Origin of the sequence: Actinobaculum sp. oral taxon 183 str. F0552 (assembly GCF_000466165.1) — a bacterium.
Lineage (GTDB): Bacteria > Actinomycetota > Actinomycetes > Actinomycetales > Actinomycetaceae > Peptidiphaga.
In genome coordinates this window covers 1-12,721 of sequence record NZ_KE951416.1, presented here as the reverse complement: position 1 = coordinate 12,721, position 12,721 = coordinate 1, and the positions used below count along the sequence as shown (strand labels likewise).

12 protein-coding genes are annotated in these 12,721 nt (G+C 70.2%); 5 read left to right on the top strand and 7 right to left on the bottom strand.

Annotation, left to right across the window (positions count from 1 at the left end; translation table 11 throughout):
* Positions 1-318, bottom strand: a 318-nt coding sequence (locus tag HMPREF0043_RS11420; RefSeq protein WP_442852608.1) for a hypothetical protein, incomplete at its 3' end; no start/stop codon positions are given.
* 394 nt (positions 319-712) lie between these two features.
* Entirely contained in the window at positions 713-1,576 is an 864-nt protein-coding gene (locus tag HMPREF0043_RS03285; RefSeq protein WP_021601440.1) for a glycosyltransferase, read from the bottom strand.
* Between the two features lie 178 nt (positions 1,577-1,754).
* On the opposite strand from HMPREF0043_RS03285, the gene HMPREF0043_RS03280 reads away from it, so the two are divergent.
* Positions 1,755-3,170 (top strand): LCP family protein, encoded by a 1,416-nt coding sequence (locus tag HMPREF0043_RS03280; RefSeq protein ID WP_156897497.1) that lies wholly within the window; start codon positions 1,755-1,757, stop codon positions 3,168-3,170.
* 566 nt (positions 3,171-3,736) lie between these two features.
* Entirely contained in the window at positions 3,737-4,648 is a 912-nt protein-coding gene (locus HMPREF0043_RS10125) for an LCP family protein (protein WP_021601437.1), read from the top strand.
* 240 nt (positions 4,649-4,888) lie between these two features.
* On the opposite strand, the gene purE is transcribed toward HMPREF0043_RS10125, so the two are convergent.
* Together purE and HMPREF0043_RS03265 are read right to left on the bottom strand one after the other, a co-directional pair.
* Positions 4,889-5,374 (bottom strand): 5-(carboxyamino)imidazole ribonucleotide mutase, encoded by a 486-nt coding sequence (gene purE / locus HMPREF0043_RS03270; protein ID WP_040317758.1) that lies wholly within the window; start codon positions 5,372-5,374, stop codon positions 4,889-4,891.
* A 176-nt stretch (positions 5,375-5,550) separates the two neighbouring features.
* Positions 5,551-6,741 (bottom strand): 5-(carboxyamino)imidazole ribonucleotide synthase, encoded by a 1,191-nt coding sequence (locus tag HMPREF0043_RS03265; RefSeq protein WP_084432112.1) that lies wholly within the window; start codon positions 6,739-6,741, stop codon positions 5,551-5,553.
* Between the two features lie 60 nt (positions 6,742-6,801).
* On the opposite strand from HMPREF0043_RS03265, the gene HMPREF0043_RS03260 reads away from it, so the two are divergent.
* Complete coding sequence (locus HMPREF0043_RS03260) at positions 6,802-7,272, top strand: GtrA family protein (protein ID WP_021601434.1); 471 nt, start codon at positions 6,802-6,804, stop codon at positions 7,270-7,272.
* 98 nt (positions 7,273-7,370) lie between these two features.
* Here HMPREF0043_RS03260 and HMPREF0043_RS03255 read toward each other — a convergent pair whose 3' ends face one another.
* The 3 genes from HMPREF0043_RS03255 to HMPREF0043_RS03245 form a co-directional block, all read right to left on the bottom strand.
* The gene (locus tag HMPREF0043_RS03255; protein WP_021601433.1) at positions 7,371-8,678 is read right to left on the bottom strand and encodes an ATP-binding protein; all 1,308 of its coding nucleotides are present in this window, start codon (positions 8,676-8,678) and stop codon (positions 7,371-7,373) included.
* A gap of 3 nt (positions 8,679-8,681) precedes the next feature.
* Positions 8,682-9,356, bottom strand: coding sequence for a response regulator transcription factor (locus HMPREF0043_RS03250; protein WP_021601432.1), 675 nt, complete (start codon positions 9,354-9,356; stop codon positions 8,682-8,684).
* Between the two features lie 186 nt (positions 9,357-9,542).
* Positions 9,543-10,628: an adenylate/guanylate cyclase domain-containing protein gene (locus HMPREF0043_RS03245; protein WP_021601431.1), complete on the bottom strand. Its 1,086-nt coding sequence runs from the start codon at positions 10,626-10,628 to the stop codon at positions 9,543-9,545.
* Between the two features lie 187 nt (positions 10,629-10,815).
* Between HMPREF0043_RS03245 and HMPREF0043_RS03240 the strand changes: the two genes are divergently transcribed.
* Positions 10,816-12,477 carry a DUF885 domain-containing protein gene (locus tag HMPREF0043_RS03240; RefSeq protein WP_021601429.1) on the top strand — a complete coding sequence of 554 codons (1,662 nt, stop codon included), beginning with the start codon at positions 10,816-10,818 and terminating at the stop codon, positions 12,475-12,477.
* On the top strand, positions 12,474-12,721 hold a 248-nt coding region (locus HMPREF0043_RS03235; RefSeq protein WP_021601428.1), incomplete at its 3' end, for a Maf family protein. The genes HMPREF0043_RS03240 and HMPREF0043_RS03235, both read left to right, overlap by 4 nt.

The window sequence follows — 12,721 nt, the reverse complement described above, 5'->3', positions numbered from 1 at the left end:
GCCCGCCGAGCTCGACTTGTCACTCGCCGAGCCGGGCGTGCCGCTGGCCGATCCGGACTCGCCGCCGGTGCCGCTGGCCGATCCGGGCGTGGCGGCGGTCAGAGCCGCCTTCCTGCCACCGGCTGTCAGATTCCCCGAACCGTCGGTAAGGGCTAGGGCTCGGGTGCCGCCGTCGGAGGAGGCTCCCGGTTTCCCCCGCGCCATGCTCGACGAATCGGTTGCCGGACCCGCTGCGTGGGATGCCAGCGCCGGGGAGGCGAACCCCGGAAGCGCGAGCGCCGCGACGACGGCGAGGACGGCTGTCGGCCGTGTATTCATATGTGTACCTCCGTGTGTGAGGCTACAAGTGTAGAGGAGCTGTCACACAAACCTCAATACGCACTTTTGTCACACACGCCTCATGGGTTCACATGAGTTTCGCAGAGCCGCATACGCCTCAAGAGTTCACTCGCATTCTGTGACTTCGCATACGCTTCACGGGCCGACCCGTGCCCCGCAGAACGGCCGGAAGCGGGGTCGCCGAGGCTCACCCGCGCCCCGCGGATCGGTCGTCGCGGACGAGGTTGAATGCCTCGCCGCCCGAACAGGCCATTGCCCACGGGCCGGTCGATTCGCCGGGCCGCAAGCCTGGCCGCCCCGCACCCGCATCGGTCCGCCACCGGTTTCCGACGCCACCGGACGCCTGGCCGCAGCCCACCCGTGCCCGGACAGGTCACCGCACCTGCCTGCGCGCGATCCGCACCTGCACCTCTTCGCGGATGCGGAGCCCGGAGCGCAGCGCCCACCGCAGAGGCGCCTGGTAGGGCCGCGCGTAGACTCCGTCGAGGTAGTGGGCGGCGGAACGGTGGTGGGCCCGGAGCATGCTCTCCGGGCGGTCTCGCCAGCTCGCCCCCTGCTCGTGGACGACCTCGGCCTGGGGGATGTACACGCTCTGCCAGCCGGCGGCGGCCAGCTGCTCGCCGAGCTGGGTGTCCTCGAAGAACATGAAGTAGCTGGCGTCGAAGCCGCCCACGTCGTCGAAGGCCTCCCGCCGGAGAAGCAGGCAGGCCCCCGACAGCCAGTCGACCGCATGCGCGCGGGTGGGATCGGCGTTCTCCCGGTAGGCCGATGAGAAGGGATTGCCGGGCCACACCCCCGAGAGGAGGGCGTGCCCCGCGCCCGAGACCAGCCGGGGGAAGCGGCGCGCGGAGGGGTAGACCTCTCCCTCCGCGTCCCTGATGAGCGGGCCGAAGGCTCCGCCCCGGGGCCACGACTGCGCCGCGCGGACGAGGTCGTCTATCGATCCGGGCATGAAGACGACGTCCGGGTTGACCACCACGACCCATTCGCCCCGGGCGCCGGGGGCGGCGACTCCGCGGTTGGCGGCGACTCCGTAGCCGAGATTCCTCCCCGGGCGAACGACGGTCGCGCCGTAGGCCCGGGCGACGGAGTCGACCGTCTCGCGCTCCCGCCCGTTGTCGACGATGACGAAGTCGACGGGCGCCGATGTGGCGGCGGTGGCCGACTCCACGCACAAGGCCAGCTCGTCGCCCGGATTATAGGCGACGGTCACGATCCGCAGAGGCTCAGGGTTCATGTGACCAGATTATCCTCTCGGCGAAGGGCGGGCGGGCGGGGCCGCCGGACAGCCGCCCGGGAATGGCCCCGGCGTTCCGTTTACCCAAGCGTAGGATCCGGCCGGGATCCGACCTCGCTGTGATGAAAATCCACGGAGAGTGCCTTCGCCGTCTGAGCGTTGCCCGTACTATTGGACTGTGATCAAGACAAAACGCGACACCGAGCGCGACGCCTCCCATATGACGAGGGGCAGACGATCCCGCCATTTGGGGCGGATCGCTCTTCTGTGCGTCCTGGCTCTGGTGATGACGGGGGTATCCACCGCGGGTTTCGCGTACCTTCGCATAGTGGGCAACGTCAAGGAGACGGATGTCAGGAAATACCTGAAGAATCGCCCGACCCTCCCCAAGGGGAAGGCCGGGAAGGCGCTCAACATCCTCATCCTGGGGTCCGACATCCGCACCGGCAAGTCCGACGTCGACGGCGCGGGGGCCAGCGGCGACGTCGACGGCATGCGGGCCGACACGACGATGATCATGCACATTTCGGCCGATCGCAAGCGCGTCTACTTCGTCTCCATTCCCCGTGACACGGTCGTCGACATCCCCAGTTGCGTCGTCCAGTCAGCGGACAAGAAGAAGACGGAGAACTCCGAGCCGGTCGAGAAGACGAAGTTCAACTCGGCCTTCGCCATCGGAGGCAAGGAAGGCTACGTCCCCACGGCCGCCGCTTGCTCGATGAAGACCGTCGAAGCGCTCACCAAGGTCAGGCTCAGCGGATACGTCGTGGTCAACTTCGCCAGCTTCAAGAGCATCGTCGACGAGCTGGGCGGCATCCCCATGTACTTCCCGGAAGCCCGAAAAGACAGCGCCTCGGGGCTGAACGTGCCCGCCGGATGCCGGCTCCTGCGCGGCGACCAGGCGCTCGCCCTCGCTCGGGCGCGCAAGAGCATCGGCGACGGATCGGACATCGGCCGCATATCCCGCCAGCAGGACCTCGTCAAGGCAATCGTCAAAGAGGCCAAGAGCCTCAATCTGTTCACGAACTTCAAATCCCTGATGAGAGTTTTGAACGCGGTCACGAAGAACATCGAGACATCGTCCGGCTACGGGGGCATCGGCGGCATCACCGACGTCGGCGAGCTGATCAGCTCGTTGGGCGACATCGACAGCCCCACCTTCATCACCATGCCGTGGGAGTCCGCCGGCGCCCGCGTCAAAGTCCGCCAAGGGGCCGAGCGCCTGTGGAAGGCCCTCGCCAATGACACCCCCATCGATTTCAAGGTCGACGCGAACGGGCAGATCGTCGACGACAAGACGGGATCCGCCAGCCCCAGCTCCGCCAGCCCCAGTGCGAAGGGCCAGCCGGCGGCCAACGAGCAGCAGAAGCCCTCGGGCAAGCAGAGTCGTAAGCCGTCGGCCGGGCAGCAGGACGATAAGTTCTCGGACCCGGACGGACACAGCCGGAAGCCGTCGAAGCGCGCCAAGAAGAGCGCAGCCGAGGCGGATCAGGGCGCCTACGGGCAGGCGGACGCCGCGGTCAAGACGGCCGGCAAGCTGACGCCGATGGCGCCTGACGCCCAGAACTGCACGAAGAAGAACGCCGAAGGGTAGACATGTCGAACCAGCCGCCATCATTCGAACCCGGCAGCAGGAGGGACCGACCGGACGCGGAGGGCGCGAAGATCGTCCGGTCGCCCTCCGAGCAACTGGACGAATGGGCAGCCACAGGCCCCAAACCGGCCAGGTCGGCCCGGCGTTCGATGCTCGAGCAGGAATTGGGCATGGAGGCCGGCGAGGCGAGCGGCCAGGCCGCCTCCAGGGGCCAGGAGCCCGCGCGGAGGGCGTCTGGGGCCAGCCGCGCCAGGCCCGGCGGCAGCGCCAAGCCCGTGCGGGATCCGGCGGAGCGGTCCTCGACGGGATCCGAGTCTGCGCCACCGGCCTTTCCGCCGCGCAAACCGGACCTCCCCTCCCGCTCGCAGCAGGCGGCGGTGCCCCCTACGCAGGTGGCTCCACGCCCGACCGCCTCACCCGGTCAGGGCGAATCCGGTGTGCCGGGCTCGGGCGGTCCGGGAGGCCCGGGCGGGCCAGGCGGCCCCTCCCGTCCCGCCGGCCCCACGACGCCTCCGGCGAAGCCCCGCAGGCGTCGGTGGCTGCGTCGGACGCTGATACTGGTTCTCGTGCTCGTCGTCTTCCTCGTCGCGTGGCCCTTCTACCTCGTCCACTACGGCAATTCCAAGCTGAGCCACGTGGACGCGCTCTCCGGACGCTCCGGGACCCCCGGAACCACGTATCTGATCGTCGGCTCCGATAAGCGCGAGGCCGGGGGGATCCAGGACGTCACCGAGGGAGAGCGCGCGGACACGATCATGCTGCTGCAGATCCCCGACTCCGGCAAGCCCTCCCTGGTGTCCCTTCCCCGCGACGCCTACGTGAAGATCCCCGGGCACAAAGCGAACAAGATCAACTCCGCCTACTCGACCGGCGGGGCCAAGCTGCTGGTCGCCACGGTCGAGGAGCTCTCGGGCATGACGATCGACCACTATCTCGAGGTCTCCATGGGCGGCGTGAAGGATCTCGTCGACGCCGTCGGCGGAGTCAACCTCTGCTACGACCGCGACGTCGACGACGTCTTCTCCCGGCTCACCTGGAAGGCGGGATGCCACGACGCCGACGGGACGACGGCCCTCGCCTTCTCTCGCATGCGCAAGTCGGACCCGCTCGGCGACATCGGCCGGACGATGCGCCAACGCCAAGTGGTCTCCAAAGTCGTCGGCAAGGCGGTCTCCGTCTCCACATTCGTCAATCCGTTCAAACAGCGCAAACTCGTCGGCAGCGTGGCGAAGAATCTGACGACCGACAAGGACACGGGGATCATGGGCATGCGCGAGGCGGCCTTCGGGCTCCGCGAGGTGATGGGGAAGGGCGGCCTGATGGGCGCACCGCCCATCGCGAGCCTCAACTACCGGGTCGGCGGGCAGTCGGCCGTCGTACTGGACACGAAGGCGGTCGACGGTTTCTTCGAGAAGATGAAGAACGGCACCTTGACGTCCGCGGACTTCTACCAGGGCCCCGGCGGCCCGGTCGGATAGGGCGCAGCGCAGGGCGCGTGCGAACCCGCCGGTCCCGAAGCGCGTCGTCCGGCCGGATGCGGTCCGAAGGCGCGCGTAGGGCAGCCGGTCGGTAGGCGCACGGCTCGCTCGAAGCGCGCGGCTGCGCGTGGGCCATCTGCGGACGGCGTCGCATGCGCGGCTCAGTCGGCAAAGCGCGACCCGGTCGGTAGGGCGTCCGCAGAGCGGTCGGCCGGGCCGGCGGTCTGCTCACGGACCGGGCTATCGCGTTTCGCCGAGCCGTGCCGTGAGAGCCTCGCCCTTGGCGGCGGCCGCGTCGCGCAGCCGCTCTTGGAAGGCCTCCATCCGCTTCAGGAGCGGCTCGCACCCCGGCGCGCTGGCGAGGATGCGCACGGCCAGGAGCCCGGCGTTGCGCGCGCCGCCGATCGAGACCGTCGCCACGGGGACGCCCGCCGGCATCTGCACGATCGACAGCAGCGAGTCCATGCCGTCCAGGTGGGCCAGCGGCACGGGAACGCCGATGACAGGGAGCGGCGTGACGGCCGCCAACATGCCGGGCAGGTGGGCTGCCCCTCCCGCGCCGGCGACGACGACTCGTAGGCCGCGGGCCGCGGCCTGCCGTCCGTAGGCGATCATCTGCTCGGGCATGCGGTGGGCGGAGACGACGCCCACCTCGTAGGCCACGTCGAATTCGTCGAGCGCCGCCGCCACGCCCTCCATGACCCGCCAGTCCGAGTCGGACCCCATGACTATGCCGACGCTCGGATCCGGGCTCCCACCCGGCTTCCGGACCGGATTCGCCCGCCGGGGCCCGTCTGCGTCCCAGCCGCCGCCCGCCTGCCGGGCCCCGCTCGTGTCGTCCATGCCTTGCTTTCCTCCCGTGCGATCGTTCGGCGGGCCATGAGGCCCGCTCCCGCACCACCCTACCCGCCTCCTTCCCCGCTCAGGATCGCGGCGGCCGCCTCGGCGCGGGCGCGGACCTCCTCCACGTCGTCGCCCCCGGCGGTCACGTGCCCGATCTTGCGGAGCGGAGCCACCGCCTTGCCGTATGCGTGGAACTTGACGTCGGGATACGCGGCCATCGCCTCGGGGTAGGCGCGCCGAGGGTCGGGGAGCCGGGAGGTGAGCACGTTGACCATCACCGTCCGGGGGACGACCGGCGCAGTCGATCCGAGGGGGAGGTCGAGCACGGCCCGCAGGTGCTGTTCGAACTGGCTCGTCACGGCGCCGTCGATGGTCCAATGGCCCGAGTTGTGCGGTCTCATCGCGAGTTCGTTGACGAGCACCCGGTCCTCGGCGACGAACATCTCCACCGCGAGGACGCCGACGACGTCCAGGCTCTCGGCCACCCTCTCGGCGATCCGCCGGGCCTCGTCCGCCACCGCGGGCTCGACGGTGGCCGGGGCGACGGTCTCCAGGCACACGCCGCGCCGCTGGATCGTCTCGACGGCGCACCAGCTCGCGATCTGCCCGGAGGGCCGGCGCGCCACGAGCTGGGCGATCTCGCTGGAGAATCCGACCCTCTCCTCCAGGAGCAGGCCGTCGGGGGCGTCGGCGAACCACGACTGAAAGCCGCCGGCCCCCCGGAGCCTCCCCCGCCCGTCGAGGTCCACCACGGCGACGCCTTTGCCGTCATACCCGTCCCGCGGGGTCTTCAAAACGGCCTGACCTCCGAACTCCCGGACGGCGGCCGCGCACTGCGCGGCGTCCTCCACCCGCCTCCAGCGGGGGCAGGGGACGCCGAGCTCGTCCATCCTCCGCCGCATGCCCAGCTTGTCCTGGGCGAAGGCGAGGGCGTGGGCGCCTGGCCTGACGGGGACGATGCGCTCGGCCGCCCGGAGGACCGCGTCGGGGACGTGCTCGTGTTCGACCGTCAGGACGTCCACCTGCCTCGCCAAGTCCTCCACGGCGCCGACGTCCGAGGCCTGCCCGACCCGCGAGTGCGGCACGGCCTGGCCGGCCGACCCGTCGGCGGCCTCCACCAAGGCGCGCAAGTCGATCCCGAGGGGGATCGCCGCCTCCTGCATCATGCGCGCCAGCTGGCCGCCTCCGACGACTCCGACGCGCGGGGCGGCTTCGGCCGCCCCGGTGCCGACGACTCTGTGACCCGTCACGAATCCTCCTGCCTTTCGTCTCGACTCCCATTATCCCCCGTCACCGGCTACACTGGCCGGGTGCCCCCCACACAACTCGCCAGGCGCTTCCTGCGCGGCCAGACCTTCCGCGAGTGGTTCGTCGAATTCCTCCAGTTCTGCACGGTGGGGCTGGGCGCATACGTCGTCGACGTCGGCCTGTTCAACCTCCTTGCGCACACGGGGCTCATCACCCTGCCCGGAGACCAGTCGATGACCGCCAAGATCATCTCCGTGACCGTCTCCGTGATCTTCTCCTGGGTGGCCAACAGGCTGTGGACCTTCAAGGAGAAGCGGAGCGCGGACAAGACGCGCGAGTTCGCGATGTTCGTGCTGGTCAACCTGGGGGGCATGCTCATCGCCCTGGGATGCCTGGCGTTCTCGCGCTACACGCTGGGGTTGACGAGTCAGTTCGCCGACAACGTCTCGGCGAACGTCGTCGGGCTGATTCTGGGGACGGCCTTCCGGTACGTCATGTACCGGTACGTCGTCTTCTCTCCAGGCTCCCTCTAACGACCGGCGGGCGAGGAGGCGGCCGGGGCACGCGCAGCAACCCGGTCGCAGGAGCCCCGGGAACGCGCGGCGGAGTCCGTCGCTCCCCCGGCCGGTCCCTAACGCCGACGCCGACGCGACCCCATGGAGATGATCGAACCGGCCGGAAGGATCTTGTCGGGATCGAGGGACCGGGGGACGGCCGACAGAACGACCCGGAAGACCGGTGGGCGGGCGCTGGCGAGCTCGAGCCTGCCACCCGCCGCCTCGGCCAGGCTCCTGGCCAGCGGGAGCCCGATCCCGGTGGATCCCCCCGTCGACACCCCCTTGGAGAAGATCGCCTCGGTGAGGTCGTCGCGGATCCCCTCGCCTTCGTCGGCGACGTCGAGGACCACCCCCTTGCCCACCTTCCGTGCGGACACGCGGGTGGTTCCGGCGCCGTACTTGAGGGAGTTCTCGATGAGCGTAGCGATGATCTGGGCGAGCGAGCTGGGCGAGACGAGGACGGCGAGCCCGGCTTCGTCGTCGAAGACCAGGTCCCGTCCGGCGGTCTGGAAGGAACGCTCCCACTCGTCGCGCTGCTGGTCGAAGAGCTTGCGCAGCGGGACGGCCTCGGTTCCCACGGCCGCGGACTGCGAGGTCGACAGGAGTTCGGCGACCACGCCGGCCAGGCGTTCGACCTGCTCCAGGCACGATGCGGCCTCTTCGCGCACGTCCTCCCGGTCCGAGAGGTACTCGATCTCCTCCAGCCGCATCGACAGGGCCGTCAAAGGGGTCCTCAACTGGTGGGAGGCGTCGGCGGCGAACTGGCGTTCGGCGGCGATGCGGCCGGCCATGCGGTCGGCCGTCCGAACGAGCTCCTCGTAGACGAGGTCGATCTCCTCGATGCCCGACTTCTTCATCCGGGGCCGGGCCTGGCCGGCCCCGATCTGCTCGGCGGCGGCCGCTAGGTAGATGAGCGGGGCCGAGAGCCTGCGGGACTGCCATCTTGCGACCACCACCCCGACTCCGAAGGACACGAGGATGGCCACGGCCCCCAGGCCGGCGAGGTAGCCGATGCGGGCCACGACGTCCGAGCGGCTGATGGCCACCGTCACCCGCGCCCCCGACACGCCGGTGGCCGTGTGCGAGATCGTCTCCCCGGCGGGCATCCTCCCGGCCTCGATCGCCCCCTCCTCCGTCCTCAGGAAGACGTAGGCCGCGTAGCTCGACGAGGAGACCGCGTTGTCCACGACGTCCCGCTGGACCGGCTGGGCCGCCGTCGTGCGCCGATCGACGGCGTTCATGATCGTCACGGCGCTGCGGTGGACGCCGTCCACGGCGTCGCGCCACAGGAAGAAGGATCCGAGGACGATGCCCGGCAGCCCCAGGAGCAGGACGGCCACCGTCACGGCCGAGACCGTCATCGTCGTGGCGCGTCTGCGCATCGGCTACTCCTTCTCGAAGCGGAACCCCAGGCCGCGGATCGTGGAAATGTAGCGGGGCTCGGCGACGGCGTCGCCGAGTTTCCTGCGCAGCCACGAGACGTGCATGTCGAGTTTCTTGGAGGCGTCGTCCCCGGTGACGCCCCACACGTGACGGGAGATCTCCGTCCGGGACACGGCCTGGCCCGCATTGCGGACGAGGAACACGAGGAGGTCGTATTCCTTGCCGCTGATCCCCAGTTCGACGCCTTCGCGCAGGACGCGATGGCCCGGAACGTCGATGATCAGGTCCTTGATCCTGATGACGTCCCCCTCGCCCGCTTCGGCGCGGCGGAGCACGGCCCGCACTCTGGCGAGCAGCTCGGCCAGCCGGAACGGCTTGGTCACGTAGTCGTCCGCACCGGCGTCGAGGCCGACGACCATGTCGACCTCCTCGGATCTGGCGGTGAGTATGAGTATCGGAAAGTCCCACCCGTTGGCGCGCGCCTGGCGGGCCACGTCGAGGCCGTCTATGTCGGGAAGGCCGAGGTCGAGTATGACGACGTCGATCCCGCCCTGCATGGCCTCCAAGGCGTCACGGCCTGCTTCGGCGAGCTGGACATCGTAGCCCTCGCGTCCCAGAGCGCGAAGGAGCGGACCTGAAATGGCGGTGTCGTCCTCAACGAGCAGAAGTTTCGTCATGGTTGAATCCTAATGCAGGCGCGCGGCTTTGAGGACAGTCCGCCAAGAAACCCTTTTCACCTTCTGCGACCGTCCCGGAACGAAGCCTCCGGTGGCTTCGCCACGGGCCACTCTACCCCGCCGTAGCGCCGCGGGAGCGGAGCCAACGTCACCGCCGAGGCGCGGCCGCCTGCCCCTGCCGGTCGGTCAGGCCGTCGGCATGCGGCGCAGTTCGACGGCGTCGATCTTGCCGAACCCCTGGAGAGTCGGCGAGCCGGCGGGCACGAGCGTGTACCGGCCGAGTCTGAGATTGCGCAGGATCCCGGCGGTGTCCTTGTCCGTCAGGACGGCGCCCGAGTCGGCGACGTCCACCAGCCGGGAGGCGAGGTTGACCTTCGGGCCGAAGATGTCGCCGAAACGCGAGACGACGCCGCCCCATACGAGTGAAGCCCGCACGGGCAGCATCCCCTCGATGTTCCGCAGCGCCTGGACGATCCCCGTCGAGACCTCCGCGCCGGTGACCAGGTCGTCGGCGATGTAGAGGAAGGCGTCGCCGATCGTCTTGACCACCCGGGCTCCGGCCGCGTAGATGATGTCCCGGCAGGTGTAGTCGAACTCCTCGATCAGGTGGATGAACTCAGCGGATCCGAGTTCGTTGGAGCGGTTGGTGAAGGCGACCATGTCGATGAATCCGAAGGCGCGCAGCAGCTGCGCGTTCTCGGCGTCCAGGAGCTCCATCTGGGCCACCTCGGTCTCGCTGCGGCGCAGGAGGGCCGCCATGTGGCGGTGCCACGAGTATTCCATGTGGGCGCGAAGGTAGTCCTGGTAGTCCTTGATATTGTCAAGCACCCAGTACCTGGCCGAGATGCCGTCGAGTCCGAGCTCGGTCCGCGCGTATTCGACGAGCACCTCGTGCTGCCACAGGACGAGACGGTCCGACATGTGCGACTGGGCGCGGTTGAGGGAGGCCAGGGTCTCGTCGGTGAAGTCCCCCGAGGCCAGGGCCTTGGCGTGCGCGCGCATCGCTTCGACGTCGTAGTCGCGGAAACGGGGCAGGCTCTCGTCCTGAAGGCTGGGGAAGCCCATCGACAGCCAGAACTTCCGCGCCGACTCGGGCTCGAGCCCCGCTTTGCGCGCGGCCTCGCAGAGCGTGTACTTGGCCGGCCCGTGAAGCAGGGCCTCGACGTTGCGTTCGACGGTGTCGCGCGGGGGGCGGGGTCCCGCAAGCGGCGCCGGCGGGCCGGCGTCCGCGCTCCGGCTGTCCCTCAGACCGCCTTTCACATCCTGCGACACGTGTCCTCCGTAGTCAGTCGTCAGTCGATTTGCGTTCGCGTGCACCCGATCACCGCCAATAATACGACGCAAGCGTGGGCCACGTCACCCATGAATTCGCACGGGCTCCCCTCCCGCCGGCCGGTCGGGCGCCGACGTGCCCGGGAATGGCACGCGATGCTCCGCCGACGCCGGCTACCCTGGGTGCATGACCACCGTTCACCAGCCCCCGCGCCGTCGCCCCACTCCGGTCGACCGCCTCGCGGACGGGCATCTCGCCGGCATGCTCAGGCTTTCCCCCGAATTCGCGACGATGGTCGGGACGCCGGACGCCGATCAGACGTCCCTGTCGGACTACTCGCCCGAGGGGACGGCGGCCTGGCGCGACCTGCTCGCCGGCACGCTGTCGCAGCTGGACGGCCTCGTCCCGGCCGACGGCGTCGACGCCGTCACGGTGTCCGCCATGCGCGAAAGGATCGGCTCGGACCTCGACCTGGTCGAGGCGGGCGAGACGACCGGCGAGCTCAACGTCCTCTCCTCCCCCATCCAGTCGATCCGCGACGTCTTCAACCTCATGCCCGCCCACACGGACGAGGACCGGGCGGCGATCGGCGCCCGCCTGGCGGCGGTCCCGGCGGCGATCGCCGGATACCGCCGGTCCCTCGCCCTTCGCCTGGAGTCCGGCCCGCCGATCGCGCTGCGACAGGTCGAACGCTGCGCCGACCAGTGCGACGACGTCGCGGGCGAGGCCTCCCCCTTCCTCCGGTTCGCCGACGACGGCCCGGGCCTGGAGGGCGCGGTCGGCGCGGCCCGTGCCGCCTACGGCGAGTTGGCGGCCTTCCTGCGGCAGACGGTCGCGCCCCGGGCGGCGACGGTGGACGCCGTGGGCCGCGAGCGCTATTCGCGTTTCTCGCGCCATTTCCTCGGAGCCGCCGTGGACGTGGACGAGACCTACGAGTGGGGCGAGGCCCTGCTCGCCTCGATCGTCGCCGAGCAGGAGGCCGTCGCCCGCGAGCTCTACGGGCCCGGCGTGACAGTCGCCGAAGCCGTCGAGCGCTTGAACGCCGACCCGGCGCGCAGGCTCCGCGGAACCGACGCGCTCGTGGAGTGGATGCAGGAGACCGCGGAGGCGGCGATGGAGGCGGCCTCCGCCTTCTTCGACGTCCCTGAGCCGATTCGCACCCTGGAGTGCCGCATAGCCCCCTCGGGGACGGGAGCGATCTACTACACCGGGCCGAGCGAGGACTTCTCCCGGCCCGGGCGCATGTGGTGGTCGGTCCCCGACGGCGTCGCGGAGTTCACGACGTGGCAGGAGAAGACGACCGTGCACCACGAGGGCGTGCCCGGCCACCATCTCCAGATCGGCCTGGCCGCCTGCCTGCGGGACTCCCTCAACGGCTGGCGGCGTCAGGGATGCTGGGTTCCCGGGCACGGCGAGGGGTGGGCGCTGTACGCCGAGCAGCTCATGGTCGAACTCGGCCTCGTCGAGGAGCCGGGCGAGCGCATGGGCGTCCTGGACGCGATGCGGCTGCGTGCGGCGCGCGTCGTCGTGGACATCGGGGTGCACCTGTCCAAGCCCGCGGGCCGGTGGGGCGAGGGCACGTGGGATGCGGACGCGGCGTGGCGCTTCCTCCGCGAGAACGTCGCGATGGATCCCTCCTTCCTGTCCTTCGAGCTCGACCGCTACCTCGGATGGCCGGGGCAGGCGCCGTCCTACAAGGTCGGGCAGCGCATCTGGGGCGAGCTGCGAGACCGGGCGCGGGCCGCCGCGGTCGCCTCCGGGCGGGACTTCGACCTGAAGGAGTGGCACATGCGCGCTCTGTCGCTCGGATCGGTCGGGCTGGACGTTCTGCGCGAGGCGCTGGCATGAGCCTGCCGAAGCTGCGGCTCGTCCTGGCGAGCGCCTCCCCGGCCCGGCTGGCGACCCTGCGGGCGGCCGGGGCGGATCCCGTCGTCGAGGTCTCCGGGGTCGACGAGGACGCCGTCCTGGAGGCGGTCAGGGGCGGGCCTGCCCAGAGGGTCCTGGCCCTGGCGACGGCGAAGGCGCGTGCGGTGGCCGGCCGGATCTGCGCGGAGCCGGCGGGCGCCGACCGGGCGGCAGCCGCGCAGGCCTC